This window comes from Pseudonocardia autotrophica, from assembly GCF_003945385.1.
Taxonomy (GTDB): Bacteria; Actinomycetota; Actinomycetes; order Mycobacteriales; family Pseudonocardiaceae; genus Pseudonocardia; species Pseudonocardia autotrophica.
The window spans coordinates 4,563,434-4,581,212 of the sequence record NZ_AP018920.1 but is presented as its reverse complement, the minus strand read 5'-3'; the positions used below and the strand labels follow the sequence as shown (position 1 = coordinate 4,581,212).

Here is a 17,779-nt window from a genome sequence, read left to right as displayed (position 1 = left end):
CGTTCGATCACGGCGGACGCTAGGGGAGGGGTCCGACAGAAACGGGCCGCGGGACCGCCACGACGGCCCGGCGAAGTTTTTTCGTTGCCGATCCGTAACCGGCGGCGTTCCCGCTCGTTCACCTGAACAGCACGACCTTCTCACCGGCCGTGCCGACGGATGGTCCCCCGCCACCCGGTCGGCCGAGTCGCGGAGCCCACCCCCGAGGGCGACACGACGGACCGGTGCGGAGTGCGGTTCGTCCGCTCCCCGAGAGACCGGACGGCGGCCCGCATCCCCGACGCGTCCCCCGCGTGCGGTGCCGCCGTCCAGGTCCTCCCGGGCGTGCACGACCTGGCCCGGACGCCCGGGATACCGTCGTGGGTGTGCCGCGCACGCTGCTGGTGACCAACGACTTCCCGCCGCGCACCGGCGGTATCCAGAGCTACCTGCACGATCTAGCCCGCGCGCTGCCGTCCGGTGAGCTCGCCGTCTACGCGCCGGACTGGCCCGGAGCGGCGGCCTTCGACGCGCTCGCGCCGTTCCCGGTGCACCGGCATCCGGGCCGGCTGATGCTCCCCGGCCCGGACGTCGCCCGCCGGGCGGCCCGGCTCGCCCGCCGGCACGGCGCCGACACGCTCTGGTTCGGCGCCGCCGCGCCGCTCGGCCTGCTCGGGCCGCAGCTGCGCGAACGGGCCGGGATCAGCCGGGTCGTCGCGAGTACGCACGGGCACGAGGTCGGCTGGTCGATGCTCCCCGGGGCCCGGCAGGCGCTGCGCCGGATCGGGACGGACTCCGACGTCGTCACCACCGTCTCCCGCTGGACCCGGGACCGGATCGCGGCGGCCTTCGGGCCGGACGCCGCGCTGGAGCCGCTGCCGCCACCGGTCGACACCGGCCGGTTCGCGCCGGACCCGGCGGCACGGGCGGAGATCCGGGCCCGGTACGGGCTGGGGGAGGCGCCGGTCGTCGGCTGTGTGTCCCGGTTGATGCCGCGCAAGGGCCAGGACGTGCTGATCGCGGCGCTGCCGTTGCTGCGGCGCCGGGTCCCCGGCACCCGGCTGCTGCTCGTCGGCGGCGGCCCCTACCGGGACCGGCTGCACCGGCTCGCCGCCCGGCACGGGGTGACCGACGCCGTGGTGTTCACCGGCCGGGTCCCGGCCGAGGAACTCGCCGGGCACCACGCGGCGGGTGACGTCTTCGCGCTGCCCTGCCGGACCCATCTCGGCGGGCTGGACGTCGAGGGGCTGGGGATCGCGCTGCTGGAGGCGGCGGCCGGCGGGCTACCGGTGGTCGCGGGCGACTCCGGCGGTGCCCCGGAGACGGTCGAGGAGGGCGTCACCGGTCATGTCGTGCCGGGCCGCGACGTCGCGGCCGTGGTGGACCGGATCGCAGCGCTGCTCGCCGATCCCGCCCGGGCCACGGCGATGGGCCGGGCCGGGCGGGAGCGGGTACGACGGATCTGGGGTGGCCGGGCCCCGGTGGACCGGCTGTACGCCCATCTGGGCGGACGGCCGGCGGCGGATCAGCCCCGCTCGGCGGAGGCTCCGGCGTAGAGCGCCTCGATCTCGCCGGAGTAGGTGTCGACGACGACCTTGCGCTTGACCTTCATGGTCGGCGTCAGCTCACCGCCTGCCTCGCTGAAGTCCGCGGGCAGGATCCGGAACTTGCGGATCTGCTCGGCCCGCGACACCGCCTGGTTGGCCTCCTCGACCGCGGCGGCGATCTCCCCGCGCAGCTCCGGGTCGTCGATCAGGTCCGAGGCGGACCCGCCGGCGCCCTCCGGCTTGCCGTTGCGCTCACGCCAGCCGGGCAGCGCCTCCGGGTCGATGGTGACCAGCGCCGAGATGAACGGCTTCTGGTCGCCGACCACGATGCACTGGCCGACCAGCGGGTGCGCCCGCAGCCGGTCCTCGAGCACCGCCGGGGCGACGTTCTTGCCGCCGGCGGTGACGATGATCTCCTTCTTGCGACCGGTGATGGTCAGGAAGCCCGCGTCGTCGAGCTCGCCGATGTCGCCGGAGTGGAACCAGCCGTCGCTCTCCAGGGACTCCTTCGAGGCGTCCTCGTTGTGCCAGTACCCCTGGAAGACGATGTCGCCGCGGAGCATGACCTCGCCGTCCTCGGCGATCCGGACGGCGCAGCCCGGCACCGGGCGCCCGACCGAGCCGACCCGCTGGGCGTCGAGCGTGTTCAGGGTGATGCCGGCGGTGGTCTCGGTCAGGCCGTAGCCCTCCAGCACCGGCAGTCCGATGCCGCGGAAGAAGTGGCCGAGCCGGGCACCGAGCGGCGCCGAGCCGGACACCGCGGCGGTGACGTTGCCGCCGACCGCGGCCCGGAGCTTGCCGTAGACCAGCTTGTCGAACAGTGCGTGCTTGGCCTTGAGGACGAACCCCGGCCCGCCGGAGTCGATCGCCTCGGAGTAGGCGATCGCGGTGTCGGCGGCGGCGTCGAAGATCCGGGCCTTGCCGTCGTTGTGCGCCCGCAGCCGGGCGCCGTTGTAGACCTTCTCGAACACCCGCGGCACCGCGAGCAGGAAGGTCGGCTTGAACTCGGCCAGATCGGGCAGCAGGTTCTTCACGTCCGGGCTGTGCCCGACCACGGTGCGGGTGGTCAGCGCGCCGCACTGGATGGCCTTGCCGAACACGTGCGCGAGCGGCAGGAACAGCAGCACCGAGCCGCCGTGCGAGAGCAGGTCCGGGATCGTCGAGGCGATCGTGCGGCACTCGCTGAGCAGGTTGCGGTGGGTCAGCTCGCAACCCTTGGGGCGGCCGGTGGTGCCCGAGGTGTAGATCAGCGTGGCGAGGTCGTCGGCGCGCACGGCGTTGCGGCGCTCGTGCACCACGTCGTCGGCGGTGTCCGAACCGAGCCCGCTCAGCTGCTCGATCGCGGACGGGCTGTCCGGCGCCGCTGCCGAGGGGTCGATCTGCCAGATGTGCCGGAGCTCGGGCACGTCGGCCCGGACCTTCTCCACCGACGCGGTGTGCTCGGCCGTCTCGACGACGATCCCGACGGCGCCGGAGTCGGAGAGGATCCAGGAGATCTGGTCCGGCGAGGACGTCTCGTAGATCGGGACGGTCACCCCGCCCGCGGCGAGGATCGCGTAGTCGAACAGGGTCCACTCGTAGCGGGTACGGGACAGCAGTGCGATCCGGTCACCCGCCTGCGTCCCGGCCGCGATCAGGCCGGCGGCGACCCGGGTGACCTGCTCGGCGAACTCGGCGGCCGTGATGTCGCTCCACGCGCCGTCGGCACCCTTGCGGCGGTAGAGGACCTCCGCGGCATGTTGCGCGGCGTTCTCGAAGACGGCATCGGAGACCGACTCGTCGGCACCCACGGACACCGTGGCGGGGACGCTGTACTCACGCACGGGGATCGACCTCCTGGCGGCCTCGACAGGCATAGTGCGGTCGGCTGGCACGCGTGCCGACCTGCTGGGACCCGAACCTACCGCCAAGTAGGGTTCGAGTACATCGACTCGGGCATAACGGATACGGAACGGACCCGTCCGGCCGTATCGACGGCGGCACGGTACCCCTGTCGGTGGACCGTGGGGAGAGTGGCACGCTGATCTCGTGCCGAGCGCGTCACCAGTGCAGTCAGGGGCGGCCGCGCCGCCGTCGGTGGACGTCGTCGACGAGACGTTCCTGGCCGTCCCCCGGGAGCGGGTGGCGGCCGAGTTCGCCGATCCGGGCCGCTGGCCGTCCTACTGGCCGGATCTGAGCCCGCAGATCGCGCACGACCGCGGTCCGGCCGGGATCCGCTGGACCGTCACCGGTGCGCTCACCGGGACGATGGAGGTCTGGTGCGAGCAGGTGCTCGACGGCACCGTGCTGCACTTCTTCCTACGTGCCTCGCCCGAGCCCGCGGCCGGCCCGGGCCGGAGCCGGAGCAGGAGCTGGGGTCGGAGCCGGGCCGAGTCGGACCGGCGGCACCGCGAGTTCAAGGCGCACGCGTTCGCGCTGAAGCGCCGGCTGGAGGCCGGGCGCCGGGCCGGGGTCGCTCCGGACGGGGGTCGCTGAGTGCGGTTGCACGTCGTCTCCGACATCCACGGGAACACCCGCGCACTGGCCCGCGCCGCCGCCGGGGCGGACGGCCTGCTCGTGCTCGGCGACCTGCTGGAGTTCGTCGACTACCGGGACCCGGAGAACGGGATCATCTCCCGGCTGCTCGGCTCCGGGATCGCCGCCGAGTTCGGCCGTATGCGCCGGATCGGCGCCCCCCGCGCCCAGGTGCAGGGCCTGCTCGAACGGTCCTGGAGCCGGTTCGCCGATCCGGCCGCCGCCGTCACCGAGGCCGTCGCCGAGCAGTACGCCGAGATCTTCGGGGTGCTCGGCGCCCTGGACGTCCCGGTCTGGGCGATTCCCGGCAACGTCGACATGCCGCACGCCTGGCCGGACGTCGACGGGGTGGTGCGCGCGGACGGGCGGGTGATCGGGATCGGCGGGCGCCGGATCGGTTTCCTCGGCGGGGTGCCGCTCCCGCCCGGCGTCGACCCGCGCCGGAGCGGGCCGTGGCAGCCGTACTTCCTGCGGCACGAGGACTGGACCGCCCGGCTCGACGCGCTCGGCCCGGCCGACCTGCTCTGCACCCACGTCCCGCCGGACGTCCCGGTGCTGACCTACGACGTCGTCACCCGGCGGGGCGAGATCGCCAGCGCCCCGCTGGCCGCGCGGATCCGCGCCGAACAGCCGACGCACGCGCTGTTCGGGCACGTCCACCAGCCGTTGCACCGGCGTACCCGGATCGGCCGGACGGAGTGCGTCAACGTCGGCCACTTCCGCGCTCTCGAGCAGCCCTGCGTGCTGCACCTGTGAGCACGGGATAGCCTCCCGCCATGGCCGACGCGACCACGTCCTCGATCCACATCGGTGCCCCGCCGGACCAGGTGATGGCGGTGATCGCCGACTTCGCGTCGTACCCGGAGTGGACCGATCAGATCACAGCGGTCGAGATCCTCGACCCGGGCAGCGGTGACCGCGCCTCCCAGGTGCGGTTCTCGATGGACGCCGGCGCGATCAAGGACTCGTACACGCTGGACTACACCTGGGCCGACGACGACCTGTCGGTCTGGTGGACCCTGGTCAAGGGCGGCATCCAGAAGGCGCAGGACGGCGTCTACCGGCTGGAGCCGGAGGGCTCCGGGACGACGGTCACCTACGAGCTGTCCGTCGAGGTCAACTTCCCGATGATCGGGATGCTCCGCCGCAAGGCCGAGAAGGTGATCATCGACGCGGCGCTGAAGGGGCTGAAGCGGCGGGTCGAGAAGGGCTGACGCCCGCTCCGCCGATCCGCTTCGGCGGGTCAGCCGGAGCACGCGCCGCGCCGATCGTTACGCTCCGCGGCGTGCGCGTCGTGCTGTTCACCGGCAAGGGCGGGGTCGGCAAGACCACCCTCGCCGCAGCCACTGCCGCGCTGCTCGCCGGGGCCGGCCGGTCGGCGCTGGTCGTGTCTACCGATCCCGCGCACTCACTGGGCGACGCGCTCGACGCCGAGCTGGGCTCCGACCCCACTCCGGTCGCGGAGAACCTGTGGGCGGCACACATCGAGGCCCGGCACCTCCTCGAGGGCGCCTGGGGTGAGCTGCAGGGGCACCTGCGCACCATGCTGGCCGGTGCCGGGGTGGACGAACTGGTCGCCGACGAGCTGACCGTGCTGCCGGGCGTCGAGGATCTGCTCGCGCTGGTCGAGGTGCAGCGGTTCGCCGACTCCGGGGAGTACGACGTCGTCGTCGTCGACTGCGGGCCGACCGCGGAGACGCTGCGTCTGCTCACCCTGCCCGAGGCACTCTCGGGTTACCTGGAGCGGCTGTTCCCGGCGCACCGTCGGGCGGTCCGCGGGCTGGTCGCGAACCTCGCGGGTGCGAAGAACGACGGTGCGGGCTGGGAGCGCACGGTCGCCGCGCTGGGTGCGCTGGCCGACCAGCTCGCCGGGCTGCGTGCGCTGCTCGCCGACCGCTCCCGGACCTCGATCCGGCTGGTGCTCACCCCGGAGCGGGTGGTCGCCGCGGAGACCCGCCGCACGCTGACCGCGCTCGCGCTGCACGAGCTCCGGGTGGACGCGCTGATGGCGAACCGGGTGATGCCCGGCCCGCCGCGGTCGCTGCGCGGGCCGGCGGCCCGCTGGCTGCGCGAGCGGGCCACCGAGCAGCAGGTGGTGCTGCGCGAGCTGGAGCAGCTCGCCGCGGACGTGCCGGTCACCGCGGTCCGCTACACCGCCGCCGAGCCGACCGGCGTCGGGGCGCTGCGCGAGCTGGCCCGTTCGATCTACGGCGACCGGGATCCGGCCGGGGCGGCCGAGGAGACCGCGCCGCGGCCGCTGATGGAGCTGCGCCGCACCGCGGGACAGGGCGTCTCCGCCGACACCGAGTTCGAGCTGGACGTCGCGCTCCCCGGCGCCGAGGACGCACCGCTGGACCTGGCCCGGGTCGGTGACGACATGGTCGTCGGCATCGGTTTCTCCCGGCGGATGGTCTCGCTGCCCTCGGTCCTGCGGCGCTGCGAGGCCACCGGCGCCCGGCTGGAGGGGACCGGCGCGCAGGCCCGCCTGGTGATCACCTTCGTGCCCGATCCCGGTACCTGGATGACGTCGTGACCGCCGGCTCCTGCGGTGCCCACAGCGGATTCCCGGACGACCTGCGGGAGACCGCGCTGCATCTGCTCGACCGGCTGCGGGGGGCACTCGAGCCGCTCGCCGGTGGCACCGGCCGGCAGCCGGACCCCGGGAGCCCCGGTGCCTGCCCGGCCTGCCCGGTGTGCGCGCTGGTCGCGGTGCTCCGCGGGGAGCGCTCGGAGTTGGCCGAGTCGCTGGCCGTGCACGCGAAGGGGCTGCTCGCCGTGCTGGTGGCGGTGCTGGAGCAGGACGCCGCCCGGGCCCCGGACACGGCGGCGCCACCCGGGCCGGGCAACAACGGGCCGGGTCATGACAGTCACGGCCACGACGGGCACACCCGGAACGGTCAGAGCGGCAGCCGGACCCACGGCGGCCGTTCGGTGCAGCGGATCGTGGTGCACCGGACGTGACCCGCCCCCTCACCGTCGGGGTCGACGTGGGAGGGACCAGCGTGCGGGCCGGGATCGTCGGCGACGACGGCGACGTCCTGGACACCGTCTCGGCTCCCACCCCCGGCACCGACGACGCGCTGGAGGCCGCCATCGCCGGCGCGGTCGACGAGCTGCGCCGCAGGCACCCGGTGTCCGCGGTCGGGCTCGCGCTGGCCGGCTTCGTCGACGCCGGACGCGGCCTGGTCCGCTACGCCCCGCACCTGTCCTGGCGGGACGCCCCGGTCGCGCAGCGGATCTCGGACCGCCTGGGCGGGCTTCCGGTCGTCGTCGAGCACGACGCCAACTCGGCCGCGCTGGCCGAGCGCCGCTACGGGGCCGCGGCGGGCGCGTCCGCCGCGGTGGTGATCGCGCTCGGCACCGGGATCGGCGGGGCCCTGCTGCTCGACGGCGAGCTGTACCGCGGCGCCTACGGCGTCGCGCCCGAGCTGGGGCACCTGCGCGTCGTGCCGGACGGCCGCTCCTGCCCGTGCGGCAAGCGTGGTTGCTGGGAGCGCTACTGCAGCGGCACCGCGCTGGCCGCGACCGCTCTGGAACTGATCTCCGGCGCGCATCCGCCCGGTCCGTCGGCGCTGGTCAGGGAGGCCGCACAGGATCCGGGCCGGATCACCGGCAGGCGGGTCGGTGCGGCGGCCCGGGAGGGCGACCCGATCGCCAAGGCCGCGATGGTCGAGCTGGGCCACTGGCTGGGGGAGGGATTGTCACTGGTCGCCGACGTGTTCGATCCGGACCTGGTGGTGATCGCGGGCGGGGTGTCGGTGTCGGCGCCGCAGTTCCTCGACGCGGCCCGCGAGCACTACGCCCGGATCGCCACCGGCGCCGGCAACCGGCCGCTCGCCCGGATCCGTACCGCGCAGCTCGGCGCCGCCGCGGCGGTCGTGGGTGCTGCGACGCTGGCCCGGGAGGCCTTCGGCTGATCGTGCGCCGTCAGAGCCGCGAGCCGTCGTCGTGCGGATCCGGTCCGCCGTCGCCGGGCTCGCCGGTCCACAGCCGCAGCACCAGCCAGGCCAGGCCGGCCGCCATCAGCACGAGGCCGAGCGGGAGCGGCCAGCTGCCGCCCGCGCCGATCAGCCCCGGTGAGATGCACAGCACAAGGCCCAGCCCGATCAGCCCCCCGCCGACGACGGCGGGTGGGCCCGGCCGTGGCAGCGGCGGCGGCTCGGGCGGGTGGTAGTGGTCGTCGTCCTCGGTCTCGGCCGACGGGCCGGGCCGGTGCACCGGCCGCTCGCCGGGCTGCACCGAGGGTTCGGCCGGTTCGGTGCGCTCGCCGGGCCAGTCGGGGACCGAGCCCTCCTCGCGCCAGTCCGCGATGATGGACTCGAAGTCGTCCTCCGGTCGGTCTCCCCGGCCGCGTGCTGGGTCCATGCCCGTCCTTCCCGGCCGCACCGGCGCATGCCGGATCATCCTGTCACGCTCCGGCACAGCGTTGCACCGGCCCGCCCGGGCGTGGGCACGGCCCCGTTGTGGGGAGTACCGACGGCTCCGTAGGCTGTCGCCGGAAGTCGTAGGGGAGGCAGCGCAGGGTGCTGTACTGGTGGTCCAAGTTCGTGCTGCTCGGCCCGCTGATGCGGGTCTTCTGCCGACCCGAGATCGTGGGTGCCGGAAATGTGCCCGAGAGCGGGGGCGCGATCCTCGCCAGCAACCACCTCGCGGTGGCCGACTCGTTCTTCCTGCCGTTGATGTTGCCGCGGCGGGTCACGTTCCTGGCCAAGCGCGAGTACTTCACCGAGCCCGGGATCCGCGGCTGGTTCAAGAAGCAGTTCTTCAGCGGCGTCGGCCAGGTCCCGGTGGACCGCTCCGGCGGCTCGGCCGCGCGGGCCGCGATGGACACCGCCGTGCGGCTGCTCGGTGAGGGCAAGCTGCTGGGCATCTACCCGGAGGGCACCCGCTCCCCGGACGGGAAGCTCTACAAGGGCAAGACCGGCGTCGCCCGGATGGCCCTCGAGGGCGGCGTCCCGGTGATCCCGGTCGCGATGGTCGGCACGGACAAGGTCAACCCGATCGGCTCGAAGATGTGGCGGCCGCGCAAGGTCCGCATCGTGATCGGCGAGCCGATCGACTTCTCCCGCTACGAGGGCATGGCCGGCGACCGGTTCATCGAGCGGTCGATGACCGACGAGATCATGTACAACCTGATGGAGCTCTCCGGCCAGACCTACGTCGACCTGTACGCCGCGTCGGTCAAGGAGCGCGCGGCGACCGGTGCGCCGGCCCCCGCACCCGCCCGGCCCGGCACCCGCCGTCCGGACGCGAACGTGCCCGACTCCCGCGCCAGCTGAACGGACGGGCACACCGGCGGACCGACCGCGGACCGCGGACCGCTGAGTCCGGTGCCGGGCCCGCGTGCAGGCGCCGCCCGGGTGACCTCTGCCGTACCGTCGGAGACGACGATGCTCCTGCGGCGGCCAGGGCCCGGGGGCGTGGCCCGAGGAGCGCTCGGACATGGGTGACGGTCCCGACCTGATCGGCCGCAGGCTCCGCGAGGTGCGGGCCTGGCGCGGGCTCTCGCTGCGAGCGACCGCCGAGCTGGCCGGGTTGTCCGCGTCGTACCTGTCCCGGATCGAGCGGGGCGAGCGCCCGGTGGAACGACGGTCCACGGTCGAGGCGCTCGCCGGCGCGCTGCGGGTCGCGCCGACCGAGCTGACCGGCCGGCCGGTCGCGCCGCACACGCCCGGTGAGTCCGAGGGGCACGCGGCGGTGGAAGACCTGCGCGGCGCGCTGCGCGACATCGAGCTGGACGCCGTCACGCCGGAGTCGACCGGCGGGCTGCGGACGCTGCCGGAGCTCCGGCACGACGTCGATCGGGCCGCGGCGGCGAGCTTCGCCTGCGACTACCGGTGTCTCGGAGCCGTGCTGCCGGACCTCCTGCCCCGCGTCTGGGCCCACGCCGGGCGGATCGACGGCGCCCGGACGCTGCTGATCGAGTGCCTGTTCCACGCGTTCTACCTGGCCAAGGACCTCGGTTACCGAGACGTCGGGTGGTCGATCGCCGGTCACCTGCACCGGGCGGCCGAGGCGACCGACGACCCGGCGTGGGTGGCGATCGCGGACTACATGCGCGCGGAGGCGATGGTCGGGGCGCACGCCCGGACGCGGGCGCTGGAGGCGGTCGTGCGGTCCGCCGACGCGCTCACCCCGGACGCCGGCCCGGCTGGACAGGCTTACGGAATGCTGCGGCTCTCCGCGGCGCTCCAGTCGGCAGCGACGGGCGCGGTCGACGTCGTGCCGGACTACCTCGCCGAGGCGGCCGACATCTCCAGGCACACGGGCGACGGGAACTTCGGCGGCCAGCACTTCGGCCCGCGCAACGTCGCCGTGTGGCGGGTCGCGATGGCGGTCGAGGTGGGCGAGATCGACCGGGTGCCCGAGCTGGCCGAGGCGGTCGACGTCGAGGCGTTGCCGCTGGGCCGGCGTGCGTGGTTCCTCATGGACGTCGGCCGCGGACTGGCCGCCCAGCGGGGGCGTGAGACCGTCGCCGTCGACACGCTGCGCCAGGCCGAGGAACTCGCGCCGCAGCTCGTGCACGCCAACCCGTTCGTCCGCGAGACCGTTGCCGACCTTCTGCGGCGGGCCCGGCGCGACGCCGGCGGCCGGGAGCTGCGCGGCATCGCCTACCGGATGGGCATGGGCGCGTAGCCGCTGAACCGTTCGCCGCGCTGTCGACAGCGTGGCAACGTGTGTGACCTGCACGTTCCTAACGTGCCCGCCCGTGATGTCCGCCGATGGTGATCCGCTGGTCGCGTTCTTCCTCGCCGAGGGTTACGACCTCGACCGGCTCCGGGCCGAGCACGCTGATGACGGGTCGGGGCGGTGCCGGGCGTGTGGCGGCCCGCAGTCCGGCCGGTTCCGGTGGCCGTGCGACACCCGCCGGGCGGCGGACCGGGCGGTGGAGCGGCAGCGCGCCGACCGTGACACGACGTCGTGACGGCCGGTGTGTGGAGCCTCGGAGGCGTGCTGCGGCGCGGCCGGAGTGTGACCCGCGGGGCGGACCGTGACCAGCGGACGGCCCTGCTGCTCGACGGGCTGGTGACGCTCACGTCGGTGCTCGACGGATTCGCTCACCTGGTGACCGAATCCGAGCTGACGGCGCCGGCCGCGATCGGCGCGGGACGCTACGGCGCCCTGTGCGGGCTCCTGGTCGCCCCGACACCGATGGTCGTGCCGGACGGCGCCCGCTGTGCGCGGTGCGCCGAGCTGCGCGGGCCGGGTGCGCGATGAGCGCTGGTCTTGCAGGTCGGCCCGGCAGCGGCCGGTCGGGGCCGTCCCGGGCACGCGTCGGCGGCCGTCATGCTCGGCACGTACGCTCACCTCTGGCCCGACTCGGACTCGTGACGCTGTGTCGGCGGGTGTCGGCTGCGTCGGGTCCCGAGGACCCCGGTGCGGACTCCCCGCGGACCGTGACGAGTCGCACCACCTATGACCAGCAAAAACAGGACTGGAATGCGCTTCTTCTACGACTGCGAGTTCATCGAGGACGGCACCACGATCGACCTGGTGTCGATCGGTGTCGTCGGCGAGGACGGCCGCGAGTTCTACGCCGTGTCCACCGAGTTCGACCCGGACCGGGCCGGGAAGTGGGTGCGCGCGAACGTGCTGCCCAAGCTCCCCTCACCGGCCGACCGGGCCTGGATGTCACGGTCCCGGATCCGGGACGAGCTGCTGGACTTCTGCACCTCCGCACCGGGCGACGTCGAGCTGTGGGCCTGGATCGCCGCCTACGACCACGTCGCGCTCTGCCAGCTCTGGGGTGCCATGCCCGCCCTGCCCAGGCCGATGCCCCGGTTCACCCGGGAGCTCCGCCAGCGCTGGGAGGACGCCGGCCGGCCGGCGCTGCCCCCGCCGCCGCGGGACGCGCACGACGCGCTCGCCGACGCCCGGCACAACCTGCGCCGGTGGGAGGTCATCGCCGAGACACTCGGCACGGGGGCCGGGGCTCCGGCGCCGACCGCGCAGGCCTAGTCTGGGTGTCGTGAACTGGTCCGTCGACGCACCGATCGACGTCCTCCCGGAGCTGCCGCCGCTGCCCGCGGACCTGCGCTCCGCGCTGGACGACGCCCTCTCCCGCCCCGCCCAGCAGCAGCCCGAGTGGCCTGATCCGTCGCAGGTCGGCGATGTCCGGAAGGTGCTCGAGTCGGTCCCGCCGGTGGTGCTCCCGCCGGAGGTCGACCGGCTGCAGTCGCGGCTCGCCGACGTCGCCAACGGCGAGGCCTTCCTGCTCCAGGGCGGCGACTGCGCCGAGACCTTCGTCGACAACACCGAGCCGCACATCCGGGCGACCATCCGGACGCTGCTGCAGATGGCCGTCGTCCTCACCTACGGCGCGTCGATGCCGGTGGTGAAGGTCGGCCGGATCGCCGGCCAGTACGCCAAGCCGCGCAGCTCCCCGGTCGACGCGTCCGGGCTGCCGTCCTACCGGGGCGACATCGTCAACGGGCTCGCGCCGGACCCGGCGGGCCGGATCCCGGACCCGTCCCGGATGGTCCGCGCCTACGCCAACGCCTCGGCCGCGATGAACCTGGTCCGCGGGCTGACCGCGACCGGCATGGCGGACCTGACCAAGGTGCACGACTGGAACAAGGACTTCGTCCGCACCTCGGCGGCCGGCGTCCGCTACGAGGCGGTGGCCGCCGAGATCGACCGCGCGGTTCGCTTCATGGACGCCTGCGGGGTGCGCGACCACAACCTGCACCAGGTCGAGTTCTACGCCAGCCACGAGGCGCTGCTGCTCGACTACGAGCGGGCGATGCTGCGTCTGGACCTGGAGCGCGACCGGACCGGCGGGGAAGCCCCGAAGCTCTACGACCTGTCCACGCACTTCCTCTGGATCGGTGAGCGCACCCGCCAGCTCGACGGGGCGCACGTCGCGTTCGCGGAGCTGCTGGCGAACCCGATCGGGATGAAGATCGGCCCGACCACGACGCCGGACCAGGCCGTCGAGTACGTCGAGCGGCTCGACCCGCACAACCGTCCCGGCCGGCTGTCGCTGATCTCCCGGATGGGCAACGACAAGGTCCGCGACGTGCTGCCGGCGATCGTCGAGAAGGTCACCGCGTCCGGGCACAAGGTCATCTGGCAGTGCGACCCGATGCACGGCAACACGCACGAGGCGTCCACCGGCTACAAGACCCGGCACTTCGACCGGATCGTCGACGAGGTGCAGGGCTTCTTCGAGGTGCACCGCTCGCTGGGCACGCATCCGGGCGGCATCCACGTCGAGGTCACCGGCGAGGACGTCACCGAGTGCCTGGGCGGCGCGCAGCGGATCTCCGACACCGACCTGGCCGGCCGCTACGAGACCGCCTGCGATCCGCGGCTGAACACCCAGCAGAGTCTCGAGCTGGCGTTCCTGGTCGCGGAGATGCTGCGCGGCTGAGCAATGCGACCTCACATAGGACGGTAGTCCTACCGGTCCTGCTGTCCGGTTCGTCCGTCTAGTCTTCCCCGGGTGACGACCTTTCAGCTGGTGCTGCTGGCATTCGCGGGGATCATGGGCTGGCGGGCCTGGACCGCCTTCGGCACGGCCCGCGCGGGGCACGAGCGGTGGACCAGGGGCCTGGGCGCCACGCAGACCGGGGTCGCCGAGCTCGTCGGCATGGCCGACGCGGTCCGGTCCGATCTCGATCCCGGCGCGTTCCGCAAGGTCGTCGCGCTCGCCGGGACGGTCGAGCCGGTCCCGGACGGCGACGGCGACGGCAGCCGCCCGGCGGGTCTCACCGGGACCCCGTCGGTGTGGTTCCGGGTGCTCGAGGTCCGGCTCTCGCGCGGCAACAAGGGCGAGACCGAGCGTCAGACCGTCGGCGACCGGCGGTGGGACCGGCCTTTCCGGCTGCGTGACGGCGACGCGACGGTGATCGTCGACCCGCGGGACGCACGGGTCGAGGTGCGGGCCGCCGAGCAGCGCCAGGACGCCCACGAGCCCGACCCGTCCGACCGGTGGGACTTCGGGGTCTTCCGGATGCTCGATCCGACGCTGAGCCACGAGCGCACCGAGTGGCGGATCGAGCCGGGCAGCCGGCTCACCGTCATCGGTCAGGCCCGGATCTCCGGCGACGACGTCCGGCTGGCGGCCGCGCCGGAGCAGCCGCTCACGCTGACCAGCACCGACCGCAGCGAGCACCTCGAGGCCGGACGGCGCAACAGCGGCTCGGCGATGCGCGGCGCGGTCGGATACGGGGCGGGAGCGCTGCTCGTGCTCGTGCTCGTCGTCCTGCTCTGATCGCGTCGGCGAGGGGTATCCGGGAGTGGCTCGATCATGGATCGACGACTCCCGGGTGCCCCTCGCCCCGTGCCGGACGGATTCAGAGGACGGTCAGGGTGATGGTGTCGCCGGGCTCGGCCTCGGCACCGGCCGAAGGATCCTGACCGACCACCCGCCCGTTGCGGCTGCTGAACGGGAAGCTGCGATCCAGCTCGACGTCGAAGCCCTGGGACTCCAGCAGCTCCTCGGCTTCCTCGCCGCGCATCCCGATCACGAACGGCACTGCGGTGGCGCCGTCGGTGTCGGCGTCGGGCCGGTCGCTGCTCGGTGGCGGCGGCGGTGGGGCCGGTTCCGGGCCGCGGCTGGTCACCAGGGTCACGGCGGACCCGCCGGGCAGCCGGGTGCCGGCAGCCGGGTCGGTCCGGATCACCGCGCCGCTCGGGACCTCGGAGCTGAACTCCTCGGCGGCCGTCGACCGGACCGGGGCGAGCCCGGCCTGCCGGATCGCCTCCTCGACATCGGCGACGGCGCTGCCGGCCGGCACGTCGGGCACCGTGGGCCGCCCGGTGGACACGACGAGGGTGACCGACGAGCCGCGCAGCACCCGGGTCTCCGGTGCCGGATCGACCGAGGCGACCAGATCGGCGGCGACGTCGTCGTCGGCCTGCTCGGTGACCGACGGGGTCAGGTCGGCCTCCGCGAGCAACGCCGTCGCCCGGTCCCGGTCGAGACCGGTGACGGCGGGCATCGTCGTCCAGCGGCCCGATCCGAGCCACCACGCCCCGGTACCGGCCAGCGCCGCGAGCAGCACCAGCAGCACCATCCAGAGCGTGAAGACCCGGCGGCTGCGGCGCCGGTCGGTGCGCAGATCGGCCCGGGACAGCGACTCGGGTTCGCTCGCCGGGGTGACGGCGGTGCCGTGCGCCCCGATCAGGGCCTGCGCCCTGGTCCCACCCGGGCCGCGCGGCTCCGCGCCGGTCGGCCGGTGCCGCCGGGGCCCGGCGGGCAGGGTCGCGCCGTCGTCGATCGCCGGTGGGCCCGGCGGCCGCGGCACGCCGGTCCGGGGCAGCCCCAGCCGGTCGGCGACCTCCAGCAGCTCCTGGCGGAAGTGCTCGGCGTCGACCGGGCGGTCGTCCGGATCGCGGGCGGTCGCCCGAGCGACCAGCGCGTCCACCGCGGGCGGCAGGCCGGGGACCGTGGCCGACGGCGCCGGAACGTCCTCGTTCACGTGCCGGTAGGCCACCGACAGCGGATTGTCCGCGGTGTAGGGCGGGTGGCCGGTGAGCATCTCGTAGAGCACGACGCCCGCGGCGTAGACGTCGCTGCGGCCGTCCGCGCGGCCGGAGACGACCTGCTCGGGGGAGAGGTAGGCCATCGTCCCCAGGATCATCCCGGCGTGGCTGACGCCCGCCTCGGCCGCCGCGGTGAGCAGCCCGAAGTCGGCGACCTTCACCTCACCGGACGCCGAGATCAGCACGTTCTCCGGTTTCACGTCCCGGTGCACCATGCCGAGCCGGTGTGCGCGGGCCAGCCCGGCCAGCACCGGCTCCAGGACCCGGACCGCGGCCGGCAGGCCGAGCGCGCCGCGGGCCCGCAGCACGTCCCGCAGGGTGCCGCCGTCGACCAGCTCCATCACCACGAACAGGCTCGGCTCGCCGAGCGGCCCGGCCGGGACCGTGCCCCGGTCGTACACCGCGACGACCGCCGGATGGTCGATCCGGGCGGCGAGCCGCGCCTCCCGGTCGAAACGGGTGCGGAACGCGTGGTCCCCGGCCATCCGCGGGTCCATCACCTTGATCGCCACGGCGCGCTCGAGGCGGGTGTCGGTGCCGTGGTAAACGGTGGACATGCCGCCCCGGGCCAGTACCGGACCGACCAGATAACGGTCGTCGAGCAGGGCGGGGCCGGGGCCGTCCGCCATCACCGGACCGGCCCCATCCGGCGTGCCGGGATCGACCGGTCCGGACGGTGCGCTCACGCCGGGAAGGCTACTTCAGCGGCCCTCTACCGCCGTCCGGGTGGGTATGGCACGTCGAGCGCTCACCCGCGGACGGTCCGTGTCCGGCCGGGCGCGACACGGGTCGGGTCCCGGAGTGTGGGGCCCCGGCCCCGGATGTGGAACAGTGTCCGTCTGTGAGCGAGACCCTCCCCGCGGCCGTCACGGAGGAGACGCTGACCGTCTCCGACGTCGCCTCCCGGCTGTCGATCCCCGTATCCCGCGTCCACCAGCTGGTCCGGGAAGGCCATCTCCTGTCGCTGAAGCACGGCGGCGAGGTCGTCGTGCCCGCCGTGTTCCTCGACGGGAACGACGTGGTGCGCGGCCTCAGCGGCACGATCAGCGTGCTACGCGACGGTGGCTACGACAACCGCGAGATCCTGACCTGGCTGTTCACCGAGGACGAGTCGCTGCCCGGCTCGCCGATCGGTGCGATCAGCGCGGGCCGGCACAAGGAGGTCAAGCGCCGCGCCCAGGCGATGGCGTTCTGACCGGAGCCCGCAGCCCGGACCGTTCCCGGGCGAGCTCGAGCCCGCGGGAGAGCACTGCCCGGCCCAGGCCGGGCAGTGCGACGGCGGCACGCCGCCGGTTCGGAACCGCGACCCGCCGGTGCAGGATGTCGTAGCCGGCGTCGGCGATCTCGTCGAGGATCCCCGCGTAGAGCGTGCGCGCCGTGCCGACACACGCTCGGGACACCGGCTCCAGCATCGGGATACCCGGATCCGCGCGCCGGTAGGTGGCCCGGGTGCGGGCGACCAGATGTGCGAGCGCGCGCCGCACCCGGCGATCGCTCCGCCCGGTGCGCCGGGACCAGATCAACAGCTCACGATCGACCCCGAACGCGGCCAGCTCGTCCGCCGGGAGGTAGACGCGGCCACGGTCGAGGTCCTCGCCGACGTCGCGCAGGAAGTTCGTCATCTGGAACGCGACCCCGAGCAGTGCGGCGTGCGGCTCGGCCTCGGCGCGCGGAACGACGGTGCCGAGCACCGGCAGGGTCTGCAGGCCGATCACGGCCGCCGAACCGTGCACGTAGACGGCCAGGTCGGCATCGGTGGCGTAGCCGTCGACCGTGAGGTCCATCCGCATCGAGGTCATGAAGTCGCGGAACAGCGACGGATCCAGCGCATGCCGGCGTGCGGTCTCGGCGACGGCGAGCACCTCGGGCCTGCTCCCCGCCAGCGACGCCCCGTCGAGCGCCGCCGTGAGCTGGGCGTCGAGCTCGTCGAGCCGGATCCGCGGGCGACCGCCGCCCGCGCCGTCGGGATCGTCGACGATCTCGTCGGCGTAGCGGGCGAACCCGTAGAGGGCGTGGATGTCGACCCGCCGCTCCGGCGGCAGCAGCCGGGTCGCGAGGTAGTAGGTACGGCCGTGCTCGGCGTGCAGGGCGCGGCAGGCGGTGTAGGCGGCCCGCAGCTCGGGATCGGTCAGCCCGGCGGCGTCGAGCTCGGCTCGACCCGCCCGCTCAGCCTGAATCCACCGATAGTTCGGGGTGGTTCGGCGTGGTGACGGGAAGAGGGTGCTCCTGAGCAGGACGATTGCGGTTCT

The 17,779-nt window shown here is 74.1% G+C and carries 19 protein-coding genes; 15 read left to right on the top strand and 4 right to left on the bottom strand.

What is annotated here, in order from left to right; translation table 11 throughout:
- Positions 1–365 precede the first annotated feature (365 nt).
- On the top strand, positions 366–1,535 hold the full coding sequence (locus Pdca_RS21415) for a glycosyltransferase family 4 protein (protein ID WP_085914958.1): 1,170 nt from the start codon (positions 366–368) through the stop codon (positions 1,533–1,535).
- Here Pdca_RS21415 and Pdca_RS21410 read toward each other — a convergent pair.
- Entirely contained in the window at positions 1,505–3,349 is a 1,845-nt protein-coding gene (locus Pdca_RS21410) for an AMP-dependent synthetase/ligase (protein ID WP_085914959.1), read from the bottom strand. The two genes, Pdca_RS21415 and Pdca_RS21410, sit on opposite strands and share 31 nt — an antisense overlap.
- A gap of 223 nt (positions 3,350–3,572) precedes the next feature.
- On the opposite strand from Pdca_RS21410, the gene Pdca_RS21405 reads away from it, so the two are divergent.
- The 6 genes from Pdca_RS21405 to Pdca_RS21380 all read left to right on the top strand — a co-directional run bounded on the left by Pdca_RS21405 (position 3,573) and on the right by Pdca_RS21380 (position 7,957).
- Complete coding sequence (locus Pdca_RS21405; protein WP_085914960.1) at positions 3,573–4,001, top strand: polyketide cyclase / dehydrase and lipid transport; 429 nt, start codon at positions 3,573–3,575, stop codon at positions 3,999–4,001.
- A complete protein-coding gene (locus Pdca_RS21400; protein ID WP_085914961.1) occupies positions 4,002–4,796 on the top strand; it encodes a metallophosphoesterase family protein in 795 nt (264 codons plus the stop codon).
- A 20-nt stretch (positions 4,797–4,816) separates the two neighbouring features.
- On the top strand, positions 4,817–5,254 hold the full coding sequence (locus Pdca_RS21395) for an SRPBCC family protein (RefSeq protein WP_085914962.1): 438 nt from the start codon (positions 4,817–4,819) through the stop codon (positions 5,252–5,254).
- A 71-nt stretch (positions 5,255–5,325) separates the two neighbouring features.
- Positions 5,326–6,573: an ArsA family ATPase gene (locus Pdca_RS21390; protein ID WP_085914963.1), complete on the top strand. Its 1,248-nt coding sequence runs from the start codon at positions 5,326–5,328 to the stop codon at positions 6,571–6,573.
- Positions 6,570–7,001: a hypothetical protein gene (locus Pdca_RS21385; RefSeq protein WP_085914964.1), complete on the top strand. Its 432-nt coding sequence runs from the start codon at positions 6,570–6,572 to the stop codon at positions 6,999–7,001. Before Pdca_RS21390 ends, Pdca_RS21385 begins: the two co-directional genes overlap by 4 nt.
- On the top strand, positions 6,998–7,957 hold the full coding sequence (locus tag Pdca_RS21380) for an ROK family protein (protein ID WP_085914965.1): 960 nt from the start codon (positions 6,998–7,000) through the stop codon (positions 7,955–7,957). The genes Pdca_RS21385 and Pdca_RS21380 overlap by 4 nt, the downstream gene beginning before the upstream one ends.
- Before the next feature lie 10 nt (positions 7,958–7,967).
- On the opposite strand, the gene Pdca_RS21375 is transcribed toward Pdca_RS21380, so the two are convergent.
- Positions 7,968–8,405, bottom strand: coding sequence for a hypothetical protein (locus Pdca_RS21375; RefSeq protein ID WP_085914966.1), 438 nt, complete (start codon positions 8,403–8,405; stop codon positions 7,968–7,970).
- Positions 8,406–8,563: 158 nt separating this feature from the next.
- Between Pdca_RS21375 and Pdca_RS21370 the strand changes: the two genes are divergently transcribed.
- The 7 genes from Pdca_RS21370 to Pdca_RS21340 all read left to right on the top strand — a co-directional run bounded on the left by Pdca_RS21370 (position 8,564) and on the right by Pdca_RS21340 (position 14,256).
- Complete coding sequence (locus tag Pdca_RS21370) at positions 8,564–9,319, top strand: lysophospholipid acyltransferase family protein (RefSeq protein ID WP_085914967.1); 756 nt, start codon at positions 8,564–8,566, stop codon at positions 9,317–9,319.
- A 163-nt stretch (positions 9,320–9,482) separates the two neighbouring features.
- Positions 9,483–10,676, top strand: coding sequence for a helix-turn-helix domain-containing protein (locus Pdca_RS21365; protein ID WP_085914968.1), 1,194 nt, complete (start codon positions 9,483–9,485; stop codon positions 10,674–10,676).
- A 73-nt stretch (positions 10,677–10,749) separates the two neighbouring features.
- Positions 10,750–10,965 carry a hypothetical protein gene (locus Pdca_RS21360; RefSeq protein ID WP_085914969.1) on the top strand — a complete coding sequence of 72 codons (216 nt, stop codon included), beginning with the start codon at positions 10,750–10,752 and terminating at the stop codon, positions 10,963–10,965.
- A gap of 26 nt (positions 10,966–10,991) precedes the next feature.
- Entirely contained in the window at positions 10,992–11,258 is a 267-nt protein-coding gene (locus Pdca_RS21355; protein ID WP_125911504.1) for a hypothetical protein, read from the top strand.
- A 222-nt stretch (positions 11,259–11,480) separates the two neighbouring features.
- Complete coding sequence (locus Pdca_RS21350) at positions 11,481–11,999, top strand: polyadenylate-specific 3'-exoribonuclease AS (protein ID WP_085914971.1); 519 nt, start codon at positions 11,481–11,483, stop codon at positions 11,997–11,999.
- Positions 12,000–12,009: 10 nt separating this feature from the next.
- Positions 12,010–13,413, top strand: a complete 1,404-nt coding sequence (locus Pdca_RS21345) for a class II 3-deoxy-7-phosphoheptulonate synthase (protein ID WP_085914972.1) — start codon at positions 12,010–12,012, stop codon at positions 13,411–13,413.
- Between the two features lie 72 nt (positions 13,414–13,485).
- Positions 13,486–14,256 (top strand): GIDE domain-containing protein, encoded by a 771-nt coding sequence (locus tag Pdca_RS21340; RefSeq protein WP_125911503.1) that lies wholly within the window; start codon positions 13,486–13,488, stop codon positions 14,254–14,256.
- 82 nt (positions 14,257–14,338) lie between these two features.
- On the opposite strand, the gene pknB is transcribed toward Pdca_RS21340, so the two are convergent.
- Positions 14,339–16,216 carry a Stk1 family PASTA domain-containing Ser/Thr kinase gene (gene pknB, locus Pdca_RS21335; protein WP_232021101.1) on the bottom strand — a complete coding sequence of 626 codons (1,878 nt, stop codon included), beginning with the start codon at positions 16,214–16,216 and terminating at the stop codon, positions 14,339–14,341.
- Positions 16,217–16,371: 155 nt separating this feature from the next.
- Between pknB and Pdca_RS21330 the strand changes: the two genes are divergently transcribed.
- Positions 16,372–16,725, top strand: coding sequence for an Rv2175c family DNA-binding protein (locus Pdca_RS21330; RefSeq protein WP_085914974.1), 354 nt, complete (start codon positions 16,372–16,374; stop codon positions 16,723–16,725).
- Here Pdca_RS21330 and Pdca_RS21325 read toward each other — a convergent pair.
- Positions 16,694–17,707 carry a phytoene/squalene synthase family protein gene (locus tag Pdca_RS21325; protein ID WP_125911682.1) on the bottom strand — a complete coding sequence of 338 codons (1,014 nt, stop codon included), beginning with the start codon at positions 17,705–17,707 and terminating at the stop codon, positions 16,694–16,696. The two genes, Pdca_RS21330 and Pdca_RS21325, sit on opposite strands and share 32 nt — an antisense overlap.
- Positions 17,708–17,779 lie beyond the last annotated feature (72 nt).

What these genes read in the sequence shown, in the direction of transcription:
- Pdca_RS21395 (WP_085914962.1), top strand. Translation starts at nt 4,817, where the DNA reads ATGGCCGACGCGACCACGTCCTCGATCCACATCGGTGCCCCGCCGGAC.
- Pdca_RS21375 (WP_085914966.1), bottom strand. Translation starts at nt 8,405, where the DNA reads ATGGACCCAGCACGCGGCCGGGGAGACCGACCGGAGGACGACTTCGAG.
- Pdca_RS21350 (WP_085914971.1), top strand. Translation starts at nt 11,481, where the DNA reads ATGCGCTTCTTCTACGACTGCGAGTTCATCGAGGACGGCACCACGATC.
- Pdca_RS21365 (WP_085914968.1), top strand. Translation starts at nt 9,483, where the DNA reads ATGGGTGACGGTCCCGACCTGATCGGCCGCAGGCTCCGCGAGGTGCGG.